Annotated in this window: 16 protein-coding genes; 4 read left to right on the forward strand and 12 right to left on the reverse strand. The window is 67.4% G+C overall.

The window, feature by feature from the left end:
* Window positions 1–14 precede the first annotated feature (14 nt).
* Together IP65_RS07975 and IP65_RS07980 are read left to right on the forward strand one after the other, a co-directional pair.
* Window positions 15–2975 (forward strand): TonB-dependent receptor domain-containing protein, encoded by a 2961-nt coding sequence (locus tag IP65_RS07975; protein WP_231627609.1) that lies wholly within the window; start codon window positions 15–17, stop codon window positions 2973–2975.
* Between the two features lie 70 nt (window positions 2976–3045).
* Window positions 3046–3873: a shikimate dehydrogenase gene (locus IP65_RS07980; RefSeq protein ID WP_054131348.1), complete on the forward strand. Its 828-nt coding sequence runs from the start codon at window positions 3046–3048 to the stop codon at window positions 3871–3873.
* A gap of 9 nt (window positions 3874–3882) precedes the next feature.
* Here IP65_RS07980 and IP65_RS07985 read toward each other — a convergent pair whose 3' ends face one another.
* The 10 genes from IP65_RS07985 to IP65_RS08030 form a co-directional block, all read right to left on the reverse strand.
* On the reverse strand, window positions 3883–6336 hold the full coding sequence (locus IP65_RS07985) for an MHYT domain-containing protein (protein WP_197279233.1): 2454 nt from the start codon (window positions 6334–6336) through the stop codon (window positions 3883–3885).
* 118 nt (window positions 6337–6454) lie between these two features.
* On the reverse strand, window positions 6455–7525 hold the full coding sequence (locus IP65_RS07990) for a sulfotransferase (RefSeq protein ID WP_054131350.1): 1071 nt from the start codon (window positions 7523–7525) through the stop codon (window positions 6455–6457).
* On the reverse strand, window positions 7479–7889 hold the full coding sequence (locus IP65_RS07995; RefSeq protein ID WP_054131351.1) for a hypothetical protein: 411 nt from the start codon (window positions 7887–7889) through the stop codon (window positions 7479–7481). The genes IP65_RS07990 and IP65_RS07995 overlap by 47 nt, the downstream gene beginning before the upstream one ends.
* Window positions 7886–8131, reverse strand: a complete 246-nt coding sequence (locus IP65_RS08000) for a hypothetical protein (protein WP_197279234.1) — start codon at window positions 8129–8131, stop codon at window positions 7886–7888. The genes IP65_RS07995 and IP65_RS08000 overlap by 4 nt, the downstream gene beginning before the upstream one ends.
* The gene (locus IP65_RS08005; protein WP_171794826.1) at window positions 8128–9453 is read right to left on the reverse strand and encodes an arylsulfotransferase family protein; all 1326 of its coding nucleotides are present in this window, start codon (window positions 9451–9453) and stop codon (window positions 8128–8130) included. The genes IP65_RS08000 and IP65_RS08005 overlap by 4 nt, the downstream gene beginning before the upstream one ends.
* 313 nt (window positions 9454–9766) lie before the next feature.
* Window positions 9767–11182, reverse strand: coding sequence for an aldehyde dehydrogenase family protein (locus tag IP65_RS08010; protein WP_054131353.1), 1416 nt, complete (start codon window positions 11180–11182; stop codon window positions 9767–9769).
* Between the two features lie 41 nt (window positions 11183–11223).
* The gene (locus IP65_RS08015) at window positions 11224–12333 is read right to left on the reverse strand and encodes an NAD(P)-dependent alcohol dehydrogenase (RefSeq protein ID WP_022675175.1); all 1110 of its coding nucleotides are present in this window, start codon (window positions 12331–12333) and stop codon (window positions 11224–11226) included.
* 105 nt (window positions 12334–12438) lie between these two features.
* Window positions 12439–15051 (reverse strand): TonB-dependent receptor, encoded by a 2613-nt coding sequence (locus IP65_RS08020; RefSeq protein WP_082349940.1) that lies wholly within the window; start codon window positions 15049–15051, stop codon window positions 12439–12441.
* Window positions 15052–15185: 134 nt separating this feature from the next.
* On the reverse strand, window positions 15186–16115 hold the full coding sequence (locus tag IP65_RS08025) for a helix-turn-helix domain-containing protein (protein ID WP_054131355.1): 930 nt from the start codon (window positions 16113–16115) through the stop codon (window positions 15186–15188).
* A 142-nt stretch (window positions 16116–16257) separates the two neighbouring features.
* On the reverse strand, window positions 16258–17553 hold the full coding sequence (locus IP65_RS08030) for a glycerate kinase (protein ID WP_054131356.1): 1296 nt from the start codon (window positions 17551–17553) through the stop codon (window positions 16258–16260).
* Between the two features lie 94 nt (window positions 17554–17647).
* Here IP65_RS08030 and IP65_RS08035 point away from each other — a divergent pair, with 94 nt between their 5' ends.
* Both IP65_RS08035 and IP65_RS08040 read left to right on the forward strand, forming a co-directional pair.
* Window positions 17648–18166, forward strand: a complete 519-nt coding sequence (locus IP65_RS08035) for a hypothetical protein (protein ID WP_054131357.1) — start codon at window positions 17648–17650, stop codon at window positions 18164–18166.
* Window positions 18167–18233: 67 nt separating this feature from the next.
* Entirely contained in the window at window positions 18234–18749 is a 516-nt protein-coding gene (locus IP65_RS08040) for a DUF3237 domain-containing protein (protein ID WP_231627610.1), read from the forward strand.
* A 156-nt stretch (window positions 18750–18905) separates the two neighbouring features.
* Here IP65_RS08040 and IP65_RS08045 read toward each other — a convergent pair whose 3' ends face one another.
* Complete coding sequence (locus tag IP65_RS08045; protein ID WP_054131359.1) at window positions 18906–19589, reverse strand: LamG domain-containing protein; 684 nt, start codon at window positions 19587–19589, stop codon at window positions 18906–18908.
* Entirely contained in the window at window positions 19586–23416 is a 3831-nt protein-coding gene (locus IP65_RS08050) for a LamG domain-containing protein (protein WP_231627611.1), read from the reverse strand. Before IP65_RS08050 ends, IP65_RS08045 begins: the two co-directional genes overlap by 4 nt.
* Between the last annotated feature and the right edge of the window lie 65 nt (window positions 23417–23481).

Consider the following 23481-nt stretch of genomic DNA (forward strand, 5'->3'; position numbering starts at 1 on the left):
CAGGGAGGATGACCATGCGTTTGGAAGGCACTCGTCTCGTGCTGTCCGCGTCTGCGCTGAGCGTGGCCGTGGCCCTTACAACCCCGGCTCTGGCGCAGGCTGCGCCGCAAGCCAATGCCGCGCCCGATACGGCGCCGGCGGCCGAAGCGGCCCAGCCCGATGTCAAGGAAATCGTGGTGACCGGCTCGCTGATCCAGCGGCCCAACAACACCGCGGTCAGCCCGATCGTGTCGGTCAGCAACGAAGCGATCAAGGCCAGCGGCAACGTCAACCTGCAGGATGCGCTCAACCAGTTTCCGGGCTTCACCCCCGCCGGCAATTCCGGCACCGGCGGCCAGGGCACCGGCGGGCGCGCCTCGGTCAACCTGCATGGCCTTGGCCCCAACCGCAACCTCGTGCTGCTCGATGGCAAGCGCCTGCCGCTCTCGGATATCTCGGGCACGGTCGATACCAACATCATCCCGGAATCGATCATCGGCGGGGTTGACGTGATCACCGGCGGCGCATCGGCCGTCTATGGTTCGGATGCCATGTCGGGCGTGGTCAATTTCAAGACCCTGCGCAGCTTTGACGGGGTCAAGGCCGACGTCCAGAACAGCCTGAGCGAAAAGGGCGACGCCTACAAGTTCTCGGGCTCGATCGCGTTCGGCAGCAGCTTTGCCCAGGATCGCGGCCACGTCATCGCCGCGTTCAGCTATACCGACCAGGATCCGATCAACGGCAAGGCGCGCAGCTTCTTTTCCGACAAGACGCCCTCGTCCTATATCGGCACCGGCACGTTCGTTCCCAACGCCACCAACGCGCCCAATGCTGCCGTCGTGCAATCGGTGTTCGCCGGCTATGGCGTGACCAAGACGATCAACCCGCTGCTCAACCTGGGCTTCAACAACGACGGCTCGCTGTTCGTGCAGACCGGCGCGGTCAACTACAAGGGCCAGACCAACAGCGGCGGCTATGCCCTGGTCGGCGGCAACGTGCGCATGCCGGTGGGCCAGCAGGTCGATTTCATGAACGGGCTCAAGCGCAAGACCGCTTTCGTCAAGGCGGACTATGACCTGACGCCCAACCTGACCCTTTATGGCCAGTTCCTGTTCGTCGATCTCAACGTCCACACCGCCAGCGGCAACACGCTGACGCAGTTTGGCCAGCTGACCACCATTCCGGTCACCAACCCGTTCATTCCGCAAGACCTGCGCACGGTGCTCGCCTCGCGCCCCAATCCCACCGCCAATTTCCTGTGGAACGGGCGCTATGTCGGCCTGCCGTACAAGAGCTGGGATGAAGACTATACCGTCCAGCAATACATGGCGGGGCTGAAGGGCAATATTGCCCCGGGCTGGACCTTCGATGTCTATGCCTCGTACGATCAGTCGGTCCACAACCAGACGATGCGCAATGCCGTGGTCAAGAGCCGGGTGCAGAGCCTGCTGAGCGCGGCCGATGGCGGCAACTCGCTGTGCCAGGGCGGCTTCAATCCGTTTGGCGATGCCAACATGCGCTCCGTCTCGGCCGCCTGTGCCGCCTATATGACCAAGGACGCATTCAGCGCCGAGCGCCTGGGGCAAACCCAGTTCCAGGGCCAGATCAACGGCAAGCTGTTCGATCTGGGCGCAGGCCCGGCGCAGATCGCGCTGGTCGCCGGCTATCGCAAGAACACCTACAACTATCGCCCCGACAGCGACCTGCAGGCGCAGAACCTGGAAGCGGTGACCGCCTCGCAGCCGGCCTCGGGCCGTATCTCGGTCAAGGAACTGGCCGGGCAGATCGACATTCCGCTGGTGGCCGACAAGCCGTTCATCCGCGAATTGGGCATCGGCGCGGCCGCGCGCGTATCGAACTATTCGGTCAGCGGCACGGTCACCAGCTACGAAGCCGATATGCGCTGGCGCCCGACCGACACGATCATGCTGCGCGGCGGCTATCAGCGCGCGGTGCGTGCGCCCAATATCGGCGAGCTGTTCTCGCCGCAGCAGGGCACGCAGCTGGTGATTGGCACCCCGCCCGGCTCGCTCGGCGATCCGTGCGACTATCGCTCCACGGCGCGCACCGGTGCCAATGGGGCGCAAGTGGCCGCGCTCTGCGTGGCGCAGGGTGTGCCGCAGGCGGCGATCGGCAGCTATTCGTTCCCCACCACCGCCACCGGGCAGCTGGTTTCGGGCAACATCGGCCTGCGCCCCGAACATGCCGATACGTTCAACGCCGGGATGGTGTTCAACGCCCCGCGCGGCGGCGGTCTGTTCGGCGATTTCTCGTTCTCGGTCGATTACTACAACATCTCGATCAAGAACGTGATTTCCACCGTGCCTGGCCTCACCGTGCTGTCCAAGTGCTATAATCTCGATGGCAGCAATCCGGGCTATGCCGCCAGCAACCCCTATTGCGCGCTGATCCAGCGTGACAGCAACGGGCAGCTGGTGAACGTCGCCACGCCCTATCTCAACCTCGGTTCGCTCAAGACCGACGGCGTGGAAGCGCAGGTCAACTGGGCAACCCCGGCGCCGTTCCTGGGCCGCACCGGCAAGATCTATGCCACCACCACGGTGGGCTGGCTCCATGCCTACAAGGTGCAGCTGCTGCCCGGCGCTGCGGAAATGAACTATACCAACATCAGCAATGGCGCAGCCAACCCCAGCTCCGTCCCGCCGCGCGCCACGCCGCGGTGGAAGGCGCTGACCACGCTGGGCTATCGCTCCGACAACATGGGCATTGGCCTGCGCTGGCGCTTCCAGAGCGCGATGCAGGATGTCAGTTCGGTGCTCACGCCCAACAACACGCAGGTGGGCATTGCCGCCTACAACCTCTACGACCTGTTCGGGAATGTGAAAGTCGGCAAGATGTTCGAGCTGCGCGCCGGCATCAACAACCTGCTCAACGCCAAGCTGCCCTACGTCGCCAGTTCGCAGAACGGCACCGACGTGGCGCTCTATGATCCCATCGGCCGCTCGTTCTATATCGGCGCGCGGGTTAGCTTCTGATCCACCCTGCCCCGGCGCTGCATCCCTGGTGGTGCAGCGCCGGAGCCTTTTTGCAAAGACACAGGTTTTGATGATCCGCTCCGGGCTTCTTGGTCGCGCCATCCTGGCATCCAGCTCTCCACGCCTGCACGAGGAAGAGGCCCGCGCCCTGGGGCTGGAGCTGACATATGAACTGTTCGATTTCACCCAGCGTGGCCTTGCCGATGCCGACCTTGCCGGCGTGGTCGACAGCCTCAAGCGCCAGGGCTTTGCCGGCTTCAACGTGACCTATCCGTTCAAGCAGGCGATCATGCCGCTGATGGATGAACTCGCGCCCAGTGCCCAGGCGGCCGGCGCGGTCAACACCGTGGCGATCCGCGATGGCCGCCTCATCGGCCACAACACCGATATGCCCGGCTTTCGCGACAGCCTGCTGGCCGGCCTGCCCGGCGCGGCGCTCGGCCATGTCATCCAGCTGGGCGCAGGCGGCGCGGGTTCGGCGGTGGCCAATGCGCTGCTTTCGCTTGGTGTGGCGCGACTGGAACTGGTCGATCCCGATGCCGCGCGGGCCGGCGCTCTCGCCACTGACTTGGCGGCACGCTATCCCCATGCCCGCGTACTGGTCACGCCGCTGGCCGATCTCGATACCGCGCCGGCCGATGGCATAGTCAACGCCACGCCGATCGGCATGGCCGCCAAGCCCGGCACGCCGATCCCCGCCGAGGCCATCGCCGCGTACCACTGGCTGGCCGACATCATCTATTTCCCGCTGGAAACCGAGCTGCTTCGGGTCGCACGAAGCAAGGGCTGCCGGGCCATCAACGGCATCGGCATGGTCGTGGGCCAGGCCGCGCTGGCGCTTGGCATCATCACCGGCCACACGCCCGATGCGGAACGGATGAAGCAAAGCCTGGCCTGATCGGCCGGCTCAGCCGGCAGCGCGCGCCACGGCGTTGATCAGCTGTTCGGTGGCAAAGGGCTTGCGCAGCACTTGCACATCCGGGCCGGCGACGGCCTCGATCGCGGCTAGATCGGCAAAGCCGCTCATGAACACCACGCGCAGGGCGGGGTGGTGGCGGGCGAGCTTGGCCGCCAGTTCCGCCCCGGTCATCCCCGGCATGGCGAAATCGATCGCGGCCACTTCGGGCAGCGCCTCTCCGGCCTGTTGCGCGCGTTCCAGCAGGGCCAGCGCCGCAGGACCATCGGCCGCCACTTCAACCACATGGCCGTGATCGGCCAGCGCCGCCGCCAGCGCACGGCGCAGATCGGGATCATCGTCCACCAGCAAGACGCGCGCCAGGCTGGTGCCGGCGCCGGCGGGCGCGGCCGGCGTATCGTCATCCTGTGCGGCGCTGGCGGTGCGCGGCAGGAACAGGCGCACGGTGGTACCCTGGCCCGGCGCGCTGTCGATCCGCACCGCGCCGCCAATCTGGCGCATGCTGCCATAGATCTGTGCCAGGCCCAGCCCGGTGCCCTTGCCCACCGGCTTGGTGGTAAAGAACGGCTCCATCGCGCGGCGCAGGGTTTCCTCGTCCATCCCCGCGCCGGTATCGGCTACTTCGACCATGACATAGCGGCCATCGGCAAGATCGGCCGCGCCCTGCGCCAGATAGGGATGCAGCGCGATGGTCAGCGCGCCGCCCGCCGGCATGGCATCGCGGCCGTTAACCGCCAGGTTGAGCACCGCCATTTCCAGCTGCGTGGGATCGGCCAGCACCGCCCAGCCCTCGCCAGCCGGATCGGCCAGAAGGCAATCCAGGGTGATCAGCGGGCCCAGCGTGCGCATCAGCATTGGGCGCAGGCGCTCGATCACTAGCGCCGGATCGAGCGCCTGGGTGGCCAGGCGCTGCGTGCGGGAAAAGGCCAGCAGCTGCGCAATCAGGTTGGCCGCACGCTGCGCTGCCTGGCGCCCTTCGCCGGCCAGACGCTCCACCCGCGCGGCATCGCCGCTGCGCCGGGCGATGAGATCGAACGAAGCCAGGATCGCCCCCAGCACGTTGTTGAAATCGTGCGATAGGCCGGCGACGAGCTGGCCCATCGCCTCCATCTTCTGGCTTTGCACCAGGGCTTCCTGCGCGGCGCGCAATTCGCTGGTGCGCGCTTCCACGCGGGCCTCCAGCGTGGCGTTCAACTCGCGCAGCTGTTCGGCGATCGCTGCCCGCTCGCTCACCAGGCGGGTGCGCTCGGCGATCTCCTCCATGAAGGCAACGTCATCGGGATGCCAATCGCGCGTCGTCCGGCTGTTGAGATAGACGATCGTGCGCAGCCGCCCTTCGCGCAGGAATGGCACGACCAGGATGGCGCGGGTATCGACCGTGCGCGCGGTTTCCAGGCTGCGCGCGTCGACCCGCGGATCGGCGGCGAACAGATCGCCCACCACCACCGTCTCTCCCCGGTTGAGCGCGGCCACGATGCGGGCGCCGAAATCGGCCGCCGGCATGCGCCCCAGCAGCGGCGGGGCCGTGCCATCGGTCCAGCAGATATCGTAATCGAACACGTCCTCTTCGGCCAGCAGTTGGCCAAAGCCGGTGCGGCTCACCCCGAAATGCTCGCCCATCAGCGCGGCAATCTCGTCCAGCGCGGCGGTGGTATCGTAATCGCGCAAGACATCGGCGATCTTGAGCCGCAGCGCAATGCGCGCCTCGCGCCGGGCGATCTTGTGAAACACCCGCTCCAGCCAGGCTGCGCCCAGCGCGATGGCCAAAATCAGCAGCGTGATCGTGGCGATCAGCACGGCCAGAAACGTCTGGCCGATGCCGCTGGTGACCATGTGCGCGTGCGCCGCGCTGTCCATGGTGATCACAGCAGCATGCATGCCGGCATAGTGCATTCCGGCAATCGCCAGGCCCATCAGCCCCGCCGCGCCCAGACGCATCCCCAGTGCCTGGTCACGCGCGGCAAACCACAGCGCCGCCGTGGCCGCACCGATCGCGATCAGCACCGAAATGCCAACCCACAGCCGGTCATAATGCATGGTGCCGGGCATGCGCATCGCCGCCATGCCCACGTAATGCATCGCCACCACGCCCAGACCCATCAACAGCCCGGCCGAGGCGATGCGCCGCGATGACAGGCCGGTGCGGCCCAGCGCGGCAAAGCCCGCGCCGGTAAAGCCGATGGCGATGGCCAGCGACAGCAGCGTCAGCCCCAGGTCATAGCCCATCGCCATGCCCGGCACGCGAAATGCCAGCATGGCCACGAAATGCATCGACCAGATGCCGCCACCCAGCGCGATCGAGGCCGCTGCCAGCCACACCCGGCGTGCCCAACCCTGGCCCACGCGCACCCGGCCGGCCAGGCTGAGCGCGGTGAACGAGGCGAACACCGCGATCAGAATCGAGAGAATGACCAGATTGGCCTCGTGCGTTCCGGTCGTGTTCATGGCCCCCTGCTCCCACAGAACCGCGACCCCGGCAATCCCATCATGGTGGCCATAAAGGAACATGCCGTAATGGCGGATCGCGGTGCGCAACGCACGCGCCGGGCTTTGGTGCCCGCCATCAATCCCAAGTGGCTGCGCGCGCCTTGAGCCGGGCATGGATTGCCTCGGCCTCGTTGCGGTCAGCCAGGGGCACAGGCCCCTGCGCCAAGGCATGGGGCGGCGGCAAGCGCAGGCCTTGCGCCGCGATGCCGCGTGCCAGCCCCAACCGCCGCGCCAGGGTGGCGCGCGGCGCGTCGTCGCCCTGCGCCAGGCGATCGTAATCGACAAAGCATTGGCACGCCGCCACCGTGGCCGGCTGTTCCAGCAGATGGCGATAGACCCCGCACCAAGTGCGCAGCCAGAATACCAGCGTATCGGGATCGCCCGCAACCGGCACGCCGTTGGGCAGACAGAACGGGCGCTGGTGCGCGCCGAATTCGTGATGGCCCAGCCAGCGCATGTAATCGGCCCGAAACCGGTCGTCCGCCGCCAGGGCGCAGGCCCGGCGGTGCTGCGCCAGCAGGCTGGCGGCCTGTTGCAGCGGATCACGAAACGGATGGATCAGCACCGCGCCGGGCAGCGTGGCCAGCGCGCCCACGCGCAGCACATTGGCGTTGTTCTTGGACAGATAGCGCCCCTGCCCGCGTGCCAGGCAGACCAGCGCCATCATCTGCCCGAATGCAGCGAGCGTGGCGGCATCGGGCTGGTGCGCGCACAGCCCGCGATCGGTGTGGTAATCGGGCCCGCAGTGCAGGCGCCAGAACACTTCCTCGATCGCCTCTGCCGTATCGAGATCGTGTTCCAGCCCATCGCCATGGCCGCGCGGCGTGCGCGCCAGCCGGCGCCGATGGCGTGCCACCAGCCCGGCCCAAGTGTTGGGCGCCAGGGGAAACGGCATGTCGGCATAGCGCAGGCTGGCAAAGTGATCGGCCGCCTCCAGCCGCTGCATCAGCACGGTGGTGCCCGCCCGCGCCAGGCCCGCGACGAAGACCGGCGGGCGCAGCGTCAAGGCCGCCGCCGCCCGCCCAAACCGCGCGCGTTCCAGGTCAAAGCTCAGGTCAAGCGCGGCGCGGCTGCCCAGGGCCAGCCGATGCAGCAGCCGGTCAAGCCGGCGATAGGCGGGCGCGCCGGCCGGCGCCGCTGCGGGCAAGGGCAAATCGGACGAAGGCAAGACAGATCCCCGCAACAAGAATGGCCAGGCGCACCCATGGATCAAGCAAGGCCGCAGTGGTCGGCAGGCCCAGCTGCGGCCCGAGGCCCAGCGCCAGTGCCAGCGGCAGGGCGGCCACGGCCAGTGCGCCCCCGGCTACGAGCGAACGGCCCATCAGGTGGATGGCCAGCAGCCGCGCGGCGCGTTCCTTCCAGCAGTCAGACGCCCGACGCCGCGCGACGACACGCAGCGCACGCCGGCCCGCAAGGCCCAGCGCGGCAAAGCGGCGCAGCACGCCCCAGCGCCGCACCAGGTGCAGCGTGGCCAGCAGCGCGCCGGCCAGAACCAGCGCGGCGGCGATCACCGCCGGCCAGCTCCACCACCGCGCGCGGCCTTGCGCGCCAGGCGGATCAGCCGCTTGACCGGATACCACACGAAGGCCAGCAGCCCGAGCAGGATCGCCCCGACCACGCCCAGCGCGGTAGAGGCCGCGCCCAGGCCCAGGCCAGGGCCGACATAGGCCTGCGCGGGAACGGCGGTGGCGGCCAGCAACAGGATCGCCGGCATCAGCAGGCGCGACGCGGGGGCGATCGGCAGAACGGTCATTCGCATCGGGCATTCTCCGCAGCTTGGATGCCGATCTTGTCGGCGACGGGATCGATGTAACGGGTCCAGCGCAGCTCGAACCGGTTGCGGTCAGCGTCGGCGCTGATGAAGTTCCAGCGCACGGTGCCATCGGCGGCCAGGCGCACGACGCGGCCCAGTTCGGTCTCTTCCACCATGGTATCGCCACCGGGCAGCGGCGTGGCACGGCCCTGCGCGCGGGTGTGGATGTTCAAATCGCGAAAGGCGCGGGCCAGCGGTTCGCTCACCTGGTCGGTGGCGAAATCATAGACCAGCATGCGGTTGGTGCCGTCGGGTTCGGCCTGTTCGGGCTGGTCCCAGGCAAAGCGCCAGTGGTTGTCGAACACCGAGATGCGGTGATCATCGAGCACGCTGACATCGTGCTGAAACCGCCAGGGCAGGCCGCGGCTCCACACCACCTTGCCGGTGGATGGGCGATAGAGCAGCAACAGCGACAGGTTGCGCAGGCTGATCAGCAGATCGCCCGATCGCCAATAGGGGCCATCGCCCGGCACCGGCTGAATATCGTTGAGGTGGATGGGATCATCCGAATAGGGACGGCCGCGCCAGAGCTGGCCCATATTGTTGGCATCGAGCAGGTCGATCACGGCGGTGCGGCCGAGCACCTTGCCCGCAGCGGTCAGGTGCATCAGCCCTTCGTCGGCAAATTGCGGGCCAAGGCCGGGGCGCTTGGTGCGCGGCAGGCGGTAGGACGCCCATAGCGTGCCATCGGGTGCGCGTTCCAGCGAGTGGTGGAAAATGCCATCGATCATCCATTCCGGCCGGCCGCAGGCATCGATCCGCACCAGGGGCGAGGTATCGTGCACGATCAGCCCGCCATCGGGCATCAGCATCGGATGCATCGCCATGAAGCGCTGGTTGGTCTTGTCCCGCGCCAGATCGATCAGCGCCGAGCGGAACGTGGAATGCGCCAGGATCGCGGCGATATCCGGGGCATAGGTGCGCACCACCTCGCCATCGCGCAGCCGCAACAGCTGCACCACCCAGCGCCGGCGCGCGGTATCGAACACGGTCAGCAGGATATAGCCGGGATCGACAAAGCCGGGCCGGCGCCACAGGCCGCCGGGCAGCGGCTCATAGGGTTGGCCGATCGTGGGGTGATAGGGCAGCAAGGCGCCCGCGGCGCGCCCCACGGTATCGGGAATGCTGGCCACCTGAACCGCCAGTTCGCCCAGCGCGCCATGGCGGCGCGGCGCCAGCAGCACGAACCCGAAGCCCAGCAGCACCAGTGCGCCCAGCGCCAGGGTCAGCCCCAATGCCCACAACGGCACCGGGCGGCTCATCAGGCGCTCCCACCGCGATGGCGCCGGGGCGCGCGGTGATGGGGCAACAGGATCAACAGGCAGTGCAGGTATTTGGGGCAACGCCGGGCGGTTCATGGCCACGGGGTCTAACGCGCAGTTGTATCACCGCAATTTCGCCGGGCTACAGGCCTGCAATCTTTACTGACACAGTGAAACATCAACAGCGACGGGCACATCCAATAGGAATGAAATAGTATTCTGTATCAAGGCGATGCTGCAGAAGAAAGGCCATGCTGCAGCCCGTGGGACTGTGGCATGGCCATACAACTTGTTACAAAATTGCCGTCCGGCGTCAGGCCGGCAGGCTGACCGCGTTGATGATGTGCGCCTGGGTATATTCGAGCAGGCCGGCCTCGCCCAGTTCACCGCCCAGCCCCGATTGCTTGACCCCGCGGAACGGGATGGCAGGGTCGATCGCCAAGTGCTGGTTGACCCATACCGTGCCGGTATCGATCCGCCGCGCCACGTCCATCGCGCGGGCCACGTCCTTGCCCCAGACGGTGCCGCCCAGGCCGTAATCGCTGTCGTTGGCGCGGGCGATCACATCGTCCACGTCAGAGAACTTGAGCACCGGCAGCACGGGGCCGAACTGTTCCTCGCGCACCAGCGGCGCATCGTCATCGAGATCGGCGACGATGGTCGGCGCGATGAAGTAGCCCGGCCGATCGAGCGGCGCGCCGCCGGCCAGCACGGTGCCGCGTTCGCGCGCATCAGCCAGCAGGGCGGAAACCTTGTCGAACTGCATCTTGTTCTGCACCGGGCCGATCGTGACGCCCTGGCGGGTGCCTTCGTCCACCACGGCGTCCTGCGCCAGGCGGGTGATCTCTTCCAAGAATTCGTCATAGACGGTTTCGTGCACATAGGCGCGCTTGATCGCCACGCAGACCTGGCCGGCATTGACCATGGCGCCCTGATAGACCTTTTCGGCGGCGAGCTTGGCCGGCATGTCATCCAGCACGATCGCGGCATCGTTGCCGCCCAGTTCCAGCGTCACGCGCTTCACGCCGCTCGCGGCCGAGGCCATGACCTTCTTGCCGGTCGCGGTCGATCCGGTGAAGGCAACCTTGGCCACGTCGGCATGGGTGGACAGCGCGCCGCCCAGATCGTTGACATCGGCAATCACGTTGACCACGCCCGGCGGCAGGATCTGGGCGATCACCTCGCCCAGCAGCAGCGTGGTGAGCGGGGTGGTCGGCGCGGGCTTGGCCACCATGGTATTGCCGGTGAGCAGGCACGGGCCCAGCTTGTTGGCCAGCAGCACCACCGGGAAATTCCACGGCGTGATCGCGGCACACACGCCCAGCGGGGTGCGGTGCTCGATCACCGTGTTGCCGCCCTCTTCGCGCAGCACCTTGTCGGTCACGCGCATGCCGGCAAAGGCCTTGAGCACGAAATAGGTGGCCATCATCTCGCCACGTGCCTGGTCCAGCGGCTTGCCCTGCTCGGCGGTCAAGAGCTGCGCGAAATCCTCCTGCCGGGCGTGCACCGCCTCGGCCAGCTGGTCGATCAGCGCGGCGCGATCATCCTGGCTGCGCGCCGCCCAGGCGGGAAACGCGCGCTTGGCGGCGGCGACCGCAGCATCGAGCTGGGCCATGTCAGCCCGTGGCGCCTGGGCCAGCACGGTTTCCGTCGCGGGGTTGATTACGTCAAACATGGCCGCGCCGGGCACCAGCTGGCCATCGATCAACAGGCTGAATTGCTTGTCCATAGGGGGATTTCCTTTGCCGTTGAGGCTATAGTGGGACGCGCTCAGGGAATGCGCAAGATGGGCTTGACCACATGGCCGGCCTCGCCCTGGGCGATGGCATCGGCAATGTCGGCAAACGCGAAGAAGCGCACCAGGCGATCGAACGGAAAGCGCCCGGCGCGATAATGGGCCAGCAGTTCGGGGATGAACGTCTGCGGATCGGCGCCGCCTTCCACCACCCCGCGGATCACACGCCCGCCGCTCATCAGGAACGTCGCATCGGCGGCGATGTCACCCGGGCCATAGGCGCCCACCAGCGCCATCTGCCCGCGCGGGGCCAGCGCTGCCATCGCGGCGTTGACCACGTCGGGCCGGCCGGTGGTGTCGATCACGCAGTCAAACCCCTGCGCCAGGCCGGCGCTGCGGGCATGATCGGCCAGGCTGCCGGCGCGCGCGTCAAAGCCATGGGTGGCGCCCAGTTCCTGCGCCAGGGCAATGCGCGCGGGGTTGATATCCACCGCCGCGACCACGCCCGCCCCGGCAATGCCGCAGGCCATGATCGCGGAAAGCCCGACCGCGCCGGTGCCGATCACCGCCACGCTGGCGCCGGGGCGCGGGCGCAATTCATTGAGCACGGCGCCAGCCCCGGTCTGGATGCCGCAGCCCAGCGGGCCAAGCAGATCGAGCGGCAGATCTGCATCGACCTTTACCGCATTGCGCGCATGCACGATGGCATGGGTGGCAAACGACGATTGCCCGAACACGTGGCTGTGGATCACCGCGCCTTCGGGCGTTGCCAGCGCCGTGGTGCCATCGCTGCGGCTGCCGCCAAAGTTATAGGCAAACCAGTCGTGGCAATAGGCCGGGGCATGATCATCGCACGAGGGGCAGTGGCCACACGAATCAAAGCTGAGCACGACATGATCGCCCGGTGCCAACCCGGTCACCGCCGTACCGACCTGCTCGACCACGCCAGACCCTTCGTGCCCCAGCACCACCGGAAACGGCAGCGGCAGGTGCCCATCGCGCAGCACCATGTCGGTGTGGCACACCCCCACGCCCACCAGGCGCACCACCACCTCGTCTTCGCGCGGATCATCGAGCACGACCGGCTCGATCACCGGCGGCGCGCCGGGCTGGCGGAAAACAGCGGCATGGGCAGCAGTGGGCATGGGGGCGTATCCTTGCAGTGAAACGGCAATCACGGGGTACAAAAAGAAGCGCCGGACCGGGGGATTTTCGTGGAGGAAGCGGCCCGGCGCCAGTGGGTGGATCGATCAGAACTTGAAGCCGGCGCGCAGATACCATTCGCGCGGACGGTTATAGCTGCCAAAGATCGCGCCGGCCGAAAGGTTGGTATTGCCGCTGACGAGATAGCGGGTGTCGGTCAGGTTGGTGCCACCCACGGTCAGCGACCAGCGATCGCCGGGCGTGTTGTAGGTGAGGCTGGCGTTGATCATGTCGTTCGTGGGCCGGCGCAGCAGCAGGGTGCGGGCAATGTCATTCCACACCGGCGTGGTGTGCGTCCAGTCGGCCAGCGCCACCACGTTGCCCCCGTTCGCCAGGTTGAATTGATAGCGCGGCGACAGGTTGATCTTCCAGTTGGCCGCCTTGGGCAGCGGCGCGCCCAGATAGATGCCCGCCTGGATGCCCGGGATCGTGCCGGCATTGACCAGCGCGGCGGGATCGATCTGGGTATAGTGCGCATCGATATAGCCGACCGAGCCATTGATGGTCAGGCCGGTAACCGGCGCCAGCACCATTTCGGCCTCAACCCCCTTGATCCGCGCGCGCCCGGCGTTGGCGATCGTGGGCGAGGTGCCGATCTGGATATTGAGCTGCACGCCTTCATAGTCGGTGGTGAAAGCGGCCAGGTTCAGCTGCAGCTTGCGATCGAGCAGGGTCGATTTCACCCCCACTTCCCAGGTCGTGGCCTTTTCCGGGCCAAAGCCGGGCGCCACATTGCCCTGCGGGTTGGTCAACCGCGTGGTCCAGCCGCCGGTCTTGTAGCCCTTGGACCACGAACCATAGACCATGACGCGCTCGGCGGGATAGAGCTGCACCCCGACCTTGGGCGAGAAGTTATTGAAGTTCTTGCGGTTTACCCCAGGAGCATAGACCTGCACGGGATTGGCCGGGTTGGGATAGCCGATGCCGTTCTGGCAAGAGACCGGCGCCAGCGGGAACGGCCCGTTCGGCGTGACATTGCCATTGGCATCGCTGCATCCGAACAGCTTGTAGTTGAAGCCGTTCAATTCCTGCTGGCCGCCTTCGAACTGCTTGGCTTCGTGCGTATAGCGGCCGCCCACGGTGATGCCCAGGATCTCTACCGGGCGATAATCGACCTGGCCAAAGAACGCATAGTTTTCGGTGTTGAAGCGGTTGGGGCCATCCACCTGCACCAGGCCTTCGTCAAACGTCACATAATCGTGCAGGCTGCCCTTTTCCTTGAAGTAATAGCCGCCCAGCACATAGTTCAGCTTCTTGTCGAGCGCCTTGCCCAGGATCTGCACTTCCTGGCTGAACTGCCACTGGTTCTGCTGGAACGACAGCTCGAGGAACGAGAGCGGCGATCCATCGGCATCCAGCCCGGCGCGCCAGTGCGTGTTGCGATAGGCGGTGATGGACTTGATCGTCAGGTCATCGCTCACCTGCGCCTGCACCGTTGCGCCCAGGCCCCAGGTCGTCAGCTTGTTGAAGCTGGGCCCGGTGGCATAGCTGGTGTCGGGGTCTGCGGTGACGAAGCGGGAATCCCAGGGCAGGCGATCGTTGGTGGGATCGCCATCCACGTTCACGCTGGCCAGCGGGGAAAGCCGGCGGCCGAACTGCGTGCCGCGCGCGCCGCACAGCGCCTGGGCATTGCGCGCGGCGATCTGCTGCGCGGTTGAGCCGATGCAGAAGTTGTAGAGACCGGAAAACAGGAAGCCGGTGTTGCCCGAGGCCGACAGCGCCGTGCCGGGCAGGTTGTCAGTGCCGGCAAATGGCCCAGGCAGGTTGAGCGCGGCCAGAAGCTTGCTCGCCTGCGAGGAACTGTCCTGCCGCGTCCAGTCGCCGGTGAGCGTGGCCGTGATCGCGCCGCCATTGTCCCACTTGAGCTTGCCGCGCAACGAGGCAGTATTGTCGCCGCCTTCGCGGCTGGAGCTGGCATAATCGGCGTGGTTGAAGTTCAGGAACGTGTCGGAATTGCTGGCGCGCTGATCGGGATAGGGAATGCGCTTCAGGAACCCCTCGCGGTTGGTGACGGCAAAGGTCACCGACGAAAACAGCGAGGGCGCCAGCGGCACGTCCACCGTGCCGCGCACCTTGACGAGGTTGTAGCTGCCGGTGGTGGCGTCGATCGAGCCCTTGAATTCCTTGCCCGGCTCGTGCGTGACGATCGAGATCGCGCCGCCGATGGTATTGCGCCCGAACAGCGTGCCCTGTGGGCCCTTGAGCACTTCCACGCGTTCCACGTCGGGCAGGTCCTGGTTGGCGCCCACGGTGCGCGCCAGATAGACGCCGTCGAGGTAGATGCCCACGCCCGGATCGATGTTGAACGCAAAGTCATCCGAACCGATGCCGCGGATCGTGGCCGACAGTACGGCCGAAGAACCCGAAAACGGCGTGCCGCCATCGAGGTTGACGTTTGGCGCCAGGGCAGACAGCGACGCCACGCTGGTAACCGCGCGCTCCTTGAGCGAAGAGGCGGTGAACGCGGAAATCGCGATCGGCACGTTCTGGACGTTCTGCGCGCGCTTTTGCGCGGTGACGACGATTTCCTGAATGCCCCCCTGCGGCGCGGCGGCCGCAGTATCAGCCGGCGGCGCGGCATCCTGGGCATGGGCCAGGCCGGGCACGGTGGTGGCCACGGCCAGGGCTACCAGGCTCGATCGAGTGAAAACCTGCGGCATCCTGCACTCCCTTGCGATGTGTTATCGCCATGGGAGCTACCGCCCTGTCCCGCCGCCATCTTGGACGATCGCGCGAAAAGCATGGACAAAAACGACGAGGCAACGACCGCTGTGTTGTACGGCGGCAGGCCGGATCAATGCATGGCGCGATAGCCGCGCGGGGTTTCGCCAAAGCGTTCCTGGAACCGCCGGCTGAAATAGGAACTATCGGAAAAGCCGCAGTCGAACGCGATCTGGGTAATGCTGCGCTGGGGTTCCAGCGTCAGCTTCTGCGCGGCCAGCGCCAGGCGGCGCTCGTTGATATAGCCACCCAGCGTCACGCCCTGGCCAGCGGCAGCGGCCTGCAAGCGGCGCAGCGACACGCCCATTTCCGCAGCGATCGTGGCCGGGGACAGGGTGTGATCAGCCAGCCGCGCCGCCACGATCGCCCGCGCGCGTTCCAGCAGGCCGTGGCGGCTGGGCTGCACCCTCGCCCCGCCCGGACGCAGGCTGGCGAGCAGCAGCGAGCAGAACACGCCGTCATAGCCGTCATCGGGCAGGCCCTGCGGGCTGGCCTCGCACTCACGCCACAGCGACAGCAGGAAATCGTGGAGCAGACGGGTCGACGGCGCCTCGCGCGGGATGCAGGTTGCCACGGCATCATCCACCCAGCCCGGCATATCGGCCAGCACCGCGCGGTCGAATTCGGCCACGATCAGTTCGTGATCGTTGCGCAGATCAAAGCGATAGACCTCTTCGCTGGCGCACAGCACCATGTCGCCGGCGCGCACGTCCATCTCGCGGCGGCGATGCACCACGCGCCCCTGCCCCGAACGGAACACGTGCAGCTTGAGCCGCGGGCCGCCGGCATGCCCAGCTTCCATCAGGCGCCGTTCCACCGAAACCGGCGTGGCGCGCGGGCGCGTCATGGTGATCCCGCCCATCTGCCAACGCGATACGGTCGCTTCGAAATGCGGGCTCAGCGGCTGGGTGGACAGGCCGGAATAGGTGCGCGCCATCAGGCTGCGCCAATAGCTCAGCTTGTCTGTCCCGGTCAGGCTGCGCGTCGAAAAATGCTCGATCATCTGCCTCGATCCACCACCCTCTGCCGCCATGTCACATGGCGCGTGCGGACTCGGTCTGGCGCCAAGTCTCTCCTGGTGAATTAGTCAGCAATACATACAAATGCAATGACACGTCCGATCGGGCAGCGTGATCGCCCGCGTATCAGGCGACCAGCACCGCGCGGATATCGTTGACGTTGGTGTGGCTGGGGCCGGTGATCAGCAGATCATCGATCGCGGCAAAGAAGCTGTAGCTGTCATGCCCGGCCAGGGCCTGGGCCGCGCTGGCGCCGGCCGCGCCAGCACGGGCCAGCGTATCGGGCGCGACGAAAGCGCCGGCGGCATCATCGCTGCCATCGATCCCGTCGCTGTCGGCAGCCAGTGCCCAGATCCCCGGCGCGCCATCCAGCGCGACACCCATGGCCAGGGCAAATTCGCAATTGCGCCCGCCCCGGCCATAGGCACCACCTGCCAGCGTGACCGTGGTTTCCCCGCCCGAGAGGATCACGCCCGGTGCGCGCAGGGGATCGCCCCAGGTCTGTGCCGAGCGGGCAATGCCGGCCATCGCCCTGCCCAGTTCGCGCGCCTCCCCCTCCAGCGCGTCGCCAAGGATCAACGGAGTGAGCCCGGCCTGACGCGCGCAGTCGGCCGCCGCGGTCAGCGCCTGGCGGGGCGAGGCGATGATGCGATGCTCGCCACGCGTGGGCGGCAGCGGTGGCGCGGCGCGCAAGGCGGCCAGTGCCGCTGCAGGCACGGGCAGGCGGTGGTGCGCGATGATCGCCAGGGCATCGGCGGCACGCGTTGCATCGGCCAGCGTCGGGCCCGAGGCGATCGCCGCCGGGTCATCGCCCGGCACATCGCTGATCAACAGGGTCAGCACGGGCGCAGGCGCGGCCAGCGCCGCCAGGCGCCCGCCCTTCACCCGCGAGAGATGGCGGCGCACCGTGTTGATCTCGGCAATGCTTGCGCCCGATTCCAGCATGGCGCGGGTCAAGGCCTGCAAGGCATCGAGATTCATGCCCGCGACTGGCCATTCCATGCAGGCCGAACCGCCGCCCGATATCAGCGCGATGACCAGGTCTTGCGGCGTAAGGCCATGCAACGCCGCCACGATCTGCTGCGCGGCCAGCAGGCTGTGCTGATCGGGCACGGGGTGCCCCGCTTCCACCACGGCGATGCGCGCGGGAGGAGGCAGGCCGGCGGCATGGCCGTAGCGCGTGGCAACCACGCCCGAAACCGGCACACGCGCGCCCCATTGCGCCAAGAGCGCGGCATCGAGCGCGCTGGCCATGGCCGCAGCGGCCTTGCCCGCGCCGATCACCACGCAGCGCCCGGCGGGCGGCGGTGGCACATGCCGGTGCATGATCGCGGCCGGCTGGCTGGCGGCGATGGCGGCATCGTGGATCAGGCGCAACAGACGGCGGGCGGCGGCATCGTCGATGGCAATCCGGTCTGACATTTTCCCTCCCGCGGGCGGCCCCTTGCATTGGCGCATATACGGCCAGGATATTCCTGCCTATCATGCGCTTGAGCGATCGCGAAGGAGACACCGCGTGGGGGCATGGGGCGCGCTGATCATGGGCTTTTTCGGCGCGGTCTTTGCCGCGCTGACGCTGGCCTGGCACTGGCATGTGACGGGCGCGGCGCTGGCCCTGCCGTTCGTGCCGTTCGTGGCGATTGCGCTGGCGGCATGGGCGGTCATCCGCCGGCCGGGCAAAGGGATCAGGCCTGTCCCTCACGTGGAAAGAGCCATCATGTGGAGCAGCATCGGCGAAGGCCTGGGCCTGTTCCTGGCGGGCAACATCGTGATGAACCTGCACCGTCCCGATCTCTTGCTGCCGGCGATGGCGCTGGTGGTGGGGCTGCATTTCCTGCCAATCGCCCAGGCTGCGCGCTTCCCCCCGTTCCATCTGCTGGGCGGCGCGCTGATCGTGGCAGCACTGGCTGGCTTTGCGCTGGCCGCACCCCTGGGCGGCAGCCTTGCCGGCTTTTCCGCCGCAGCGGCGCTGTGGCTGGCCGCGGCCATGGCGGTCCGCCGCGATCATCGCGCCAAGGCGCTGGGCGCCCACTGACGAACCCAGACATACCACGGGAGAGGACAACAGGATGATCGGGCGGACATGGGCAATGGCCCTGGCCATGACAGTGGCCACCACCATTTCAGGCGTCGCGCCAGCCGCGCGGGCGGCCTCGGCAGCGCCAGCGCCCACCCTGGAATATGCGTTCACCGCCAAGGTCACGCTGGCCCCGGCGGTGGAGCAGGGCGAGATCGGCGGCGGGCGCAGGCGATTCATCGCCATCACCGGCGGCAGCGTGGATGGGCCGCTGTTCCACGGCCGCGTCCTGCCCGGCGGCGGTGATTGGCAGACCATCCTGCCCGATGGATTGACCCAGGTGGATGCCCGCTATTTCCTGCAGGCAGCCGATGGCACGGTGGTGGATGTCAACAACCCCGGCGTGCGCGTGGCCAGCACCGCGGTGACCGAGCGCATCGCGCGCGGCGAAGATGTGCCGAGCGACGCCTATTACTTCCGCACCACGCCCCGCCTGGCCGCCCGGGCCGGCCCGTTCGCATGGATGAACCGCGCCGTGTTCGTCGCGCGGGGCATCCGCAAGCCCGACCATGTGGAGATCGATTTTTACGTGGTGCGCTAGGGTGTGTGGGGATTGCGCCCATGGTGGGCTGCGAACGGCCGCTTTTCGCGCTTCCGGTGCTCACGTACCAAAAGTACGCTGCGCGCCGGGTCGCGAAAATCAGCCATTCTCGCGCCACCCTGGCCTGAATCCCCACACACCCTAGGCGCGGCGCGATCAGCGCGGTGATGGCGCGGGCAGAAACGCCTTGGGATCAAGCGCCGCGTCGGTGAAGCGCGCCAAGGCGATGGCGCCGTGGAAGTGGTTCACCCCATTGCGGCGCATGCCCACGCTGCTGCTGCCCGGCCCCTGCGGCGCAAAGGCCACGCGCGCCTCGCCTTCCGGCACGCCGTTGACATAGCTGCGATAGGTGGTGCCATCATAGGTCTGCGCGACATGATACCAGCGCCCCAGCGGATGCAGCCGGGCCGGATCGACCAGGACCTGGCTATAGCCGGCGCCTTTGACAAAGGTGTCGAGATACCACGAGGTGCCCACCACGCGGATTTCGAACAGCATGCGGGTTTCGCCGGGCGGACGGCCGGGCACATCGTCGCTGGCAAGGTGCAGCCAGCGCTGCTCGAACGCGCCGCCATCGGGGCGAAACACGGCCTCAGCGGTAAAGCGCGCCGCGCCCGCCAGCGGGTGGCGCGGCAGGATCAGCGCATCGTTCTGCCCGTCGAACGCCACGGCCTTGCCCACCGGGCTGCGCTCCACGCGGGGATGGCCCAGCACCTGCGGCGCCAAGTGGCCGATGCGGGCCAGATTGTCGAACCGCCACACCACCTGGCGCGCCATGGCCAGGCCCGGCGCCAATGCCAGCGCGGCCAAGGCCAGCGCACCCAGCCGCCGCGCGATCACGCTCCACCGTCCAGCATGACCACATTGTTGCGCTGGGTCACTTCGGCTGCGCCCATATCCACGCGCACACGCAGGCCGGTGGCGGGAGCGCCAGGCGGGATCGCCAACGTGACGCTGGCCGTGCGCGGCGCCAGATCGGCGGGCGCGGCCAGGGCCGGCACCGGCGCGCTGGCCAGCACGCGGCCATCGGCGGTTTCCAGGCGCACCTGCCCGGCCGGCGCGGCAACACTGCCCAGGCTGTGCACGCGCACCGTCAGCTTGCGGCCCTGCCGCACCACGTCATCGGCCCCGATACCGAGATCAGGGCGGTGTTCGGGCTGGATGGCGGCACGCTGCGCTAGGCGGAAGGTCATCACCGTGGTCTGCCCCGGAGCCAGACGCACCGGAATGGAACCGCCGCGTTCCATTTCCACCTCGCGCGTAGTGACCGGCCCGCTTGCCACATCGGCCTGGCCCGCCGCGATGCCTTGCGTCATGGTCCAGGTGCCGGCCACCACGTTCCAGGTGCCCATATCGGCCAGCTGTTCGCGCGCGGTGGTGTTGTGGGCCAGCACGGTAAAGCCTTCGGGCGTGGCATCGCGCACCAGGATCGCCACCTGTACCGCTGCCTCGGGATCGGCAAAACGCCAGCTCACCGCATTGCCCGGCCAGGTCTGGTTGCGCTTGAGCGCAATGCCGCCCAGCCGCTCGCGCTGGAGCAGTTCGTTGGGCGCTTCCACCCGATCGGTCCACCAATGGCCCTGGGTATACATATACATGTGCTGCGCCTTGTCGGCGATGCCGGCGGCGTTGAGCGCTTCGAGCCAGGCGCGATCCCCGGTGGCATTCCACGCCTCGAACCGGGCGATATCGTTGCCGGCCTGCGCGGCTTTCAGCGTCGCCTCCTGCCATTCGCGGCGCTTGCCCAGCACGGTCAGCGCGTTTTCGTTGAGCTCTCCCAACGCCGAGAAATTGCCGGGCGTCAGGCGGCCCAGCACCGGGCGCAGGTATTTGTCATCGCCGGTAAAGCGCCAGGCCGCCCAGGCCGATTGCATCGGCAGGCTGGCGCCGCCGCCATCGCCGGCCCGCTCCGCATCGCTGTTCCAGCTGATATCGTTGGGAAAGCGCCACAGCCCATCGGCGCCCTGCTTGCCATGGGCGAGCAGACCATCGATCAACCCGGTAACCAAATGGCGCGCGGTGGGATCGGCATTGTACAGCCCGAGCAGCACCGGCGTGTGCATGATGACAAAGCCATAGGGTTTCTGCCAGGCCCAGGGCTCGTCGCGATAGATGTGCCGCCCGCCATACCAGCTTGACGAGATGTGCATGTGCCCGGCCGGATTGGTGCGGATCAGGCCGCCCAGCGCCTTGACCGTGGCCATCATCCGCTCGACCGCCTTGGGTTCTCCCCAATTGAGGTAGAGCCGCTCGGCATCGGAATTGATGCCTTCTTCATAGACGTGCAGTTCGTCGCTGGTGATATAGCTCAAGCCGTTGACGATCATGCCGTTCTTGTAGACCGCATCAGACAGCGCGCGCAGCGAGGCGTTGATCTTGTCGGGATCGACCCCCATCAGCGCCAGCCCCGGCCATTGCTGCGTCAGGTCGGTATCGTCGGAAATGCCGCCGCCGAAATCGCCATAGGGCACCTGGCGGTTGTCGATCCACCAATTGACGAACTGCCGCGCCAGCTTGAGGTCTTCGAGCTGGCGGAACGCCCACAGCGGCATGCCAGCGGGTGGCGTGGGCTGGACGAAGGGGGGCAACTGGTTGGCCGAATAGCCGATATCGGCCCAATAGCGCCGCGCCTCCAGGTTATCGGGATCGACCCGTAGCAGATCGCTGATATCGCCATAGAGCCGGCGATAGAGCGCGGCGCGTTTCGACGCGGTGTGCTCCTCCACCAGGAAGGCCCAGTTGTCTTTCACCTGGTTGAAGCGATCGGCCACGTGTTCCTTGAGCGCCGCGGCGCGATCCTTGAACACCAGCCGCACGCCCATGCCATCGAGCGTATCCGCCCCGAAATCGGGCGCGGCAGAGGCGATGGTGAGGTAGAGGCTGTCACCAGTGAGGATGCGATCGCGCAGATCGAGCCACAGCGTGCGCGCCTCTCCCGGCTTTACCGACACCTGCACGTCGATCATGTCGCGCTCGGGCCAGATCGGGTCTTTGACGCGGATATCGAGCGGGATCAGCCCCTGCGCGTTGGGCGTGGCGTGCAGCGCCGGCAGATCGAGTGCCACGCCATCCAGGCCATCGTGGCTGTTTTCCCAGCCATAGTTCCAGGCGCGCGCCAGCGGGCGCCCCGGCGGCGCATCGCCAAAGTTGGATGGGATCAGCACGTGCACCAGCGGCAGATGTGCGCCCGCCTCGCGCCGTGCCTCCGTGCCGCCAGCGGCACTGCCCGCACCCACTGCCGCACGCACGCCTTCGCTCGGCAAGGCAACCACCGTGGCCCGCTCTGCCAAGGGATAGCGCCCGGCGATGAAGGCATTGAGCGGCGCCAGCGCGCCCAGATCGGTGGCGGCCTGGCTGCGCACGGTATAGCGCAACTGGAACGTGCCATCCGGCACCGCGCCGGGCTTGATGTCATAGGCCCAGATTTCCTGGATCGGCTGTTCCTGCATCACATTGGTAAAGCGCAGCACGCCGCCCTGGCGCGGCGCCGTGTCGGTGAGCGAGCGCACCACGCCCTGTGGCCGGGCCGCCAGTTTCTGCCAGTTGCCCTGGCCATCGGCCGACCATTCCAGCGCGCCATAGGCCGCGCCGCGAATTTCCACGCGGTTGAAGGCGGCATCGGCCGGCACCGTCAGGCTATAGGCCTTGCCCCCTTCGACATAGACGTTCCAATCGGGCAGTTCGAAATAATCATCACGGCCGGGCAGGCGCGATCGGTTGTAAACGCCCGGCCAGGTGGTTTCGGCGATGCCGTCCACCCCTTTCCACATCCATTCCTTGAGATCCTTGGCATCGGCAAATTCCACCTTGCGCACGGTGGTGACCGGCGCGGCCAGCGGCGGCGGAGTCTGGCTGTCCCACCCGAAGCGGTGCAGCCAGGCGGTGCGCGGCGCGGAAACCGCCGGAGACGGGGCAGATGGCGGCGCATCGCCATGCGCGGCCAGCGCGGCCACGCCAGCGCCATCGAGCATGTGGTCATAGACGCGGATATCGTCGAGATCAGACCCGCGCATGAAGTTGTAGCGGCTTTGCACCTGGTGCGGGGCGATCACCCGGCCCGCCAGGCCGAACTGATCGAGCCCCATATCGAGATCGGCGGCCTGCGTCTTGGCCGCCACTTCGCGCCCGTCCCAGAACAGCTTGATGCCGCGCGCCTCGTCCCAGGCAAAGGCGATGTGGTGCCAGGCATCAGGCGCCGGAGCTTGCGGGATCGTCCAGCTGACGCGCACGCGCGAGAGATTGGCATCGGTGACGAAGGCGTCAAACCCATGGCCGTTCCAATCGATGCGCAGGAACGCCATGTCCCAGCTGGAATGATCGGCGGCGCCGGCGCGAAAGATCACGAACGGCGCTTCGCCCACCGGGGTATGGCTGCGCCAGAAGAATGCCAGCGTGCCGCGCTGGGCATCGATATTGCCCGGCGCATTCCACGCGACATAGCCGCCATCAGCCCAGCGCCCCGCCCCGCCCTGCGCGCCATCGGGCACGATCGCCACGTCGCTCTGGAAATTGGGCACGGCATCGCCGCCGGCCTGGGCAGCGGTGAAATCGCGATCGAGCGGGGCATGGAACAGCAGGCCATCGGCCGGTGCCGCACGCGCGGCGGTGGTGTTCGCTAGGCAAGCCAGGGCCAGCAACGAGGCACCACGCAAGAGCGGATGGGACACGGCAATTCTCCCAAGCAAATCCATATTCAATTTCACCGTCACCCCGGACTTGATCCGGGGTCCCG

It is taken from the genome of Novosphingobium sp. AAP1 (genome assembly GCF_001295765.1).
Taxonomy (GTDB): Bacteria; Pseudomonadota; Alphaproteobacteria; order Sphingomonadales; family Sphingomonadaceae; genus Novosphingobium; species Novosphingobium capsulatum.

Coding starts and splice junctions, on each gene's coding strand:
- IP65_RS07985 (WP_197279233.1), bottom strand. CDS start 6,336: ATGAACACGACCGGAACGCACGAGGCCAATCTGGTCATTCTCTCGATT.
- IP65_RS08015 (WP_022675175.1), bottom strand. CDS start 12,333: ATGCCCACTGCTGCCCATGCCGCTGTTTTCCGCCAGCCCGGCGCGCCG.
- IP65_RS08025 (WP_054131355.1), bottom strand. CDS start 16,115: ATGATCGAGCATTTTTCGACGCGCAGCCTGACCGGGACAGACAAGCTG.
- IP65_RS07980 (WP_054131348.1), top strand. CDS start 3,046: ATGATCCGCTCCGGGCTTCTTGGTCGCGCCATCCTGGCATCCAGCTCT.
- IP65_RS08030 (WP_054131356.1), bottom strand. CDS start 17,553: ATGTCAGACCGGATTGCCATCGACGATGCCGCCGCCCGCCGTCTGTTG.
- IP65_RS08040 (WP_231627610.1), top strand. CDS start 18,234: ATGACAGTGGCCACCACCATTTCAGGCGTCGCGCCAGCCGCGCGGGCG.
- IP65_RS08000 (WP_197279234.1), bottom strand. CDS start 8,131: ATGACCGTTCTGCCGATCGCCCCCGCGTCGCGCCTGCTGATGCCGGCG.
- IP65_RS07975 (WP_231627609.1), top strand. CDS start 15: ATGCGTTTGGAAGGCACTCGTCTCGTGCTGTCCGCGTCTGCGCTGAGC.
- IP65_RS08020 (WP_082349940.1), bottom strand. CDS start 15,051: ATGCCGCAGGTTTTCACTCGATCGAGCCTGGTAGCCCTGGCCGTGGCC.
- IP65_RS08010 (WP_054131353.1), bottom strand. CDS start 11,182: ATGGACAAGCAATTCAGCCTGTTGATCGATGGCCAGCTGGTGCCCGGC.
- IP65_RS08005 (WP_171794826.1), bottom strand. CDS start 9,453: ATGAGCCGCCCGGTGCCGTTGTGGGCATTGGGGCTGACCCTGGCGCTG.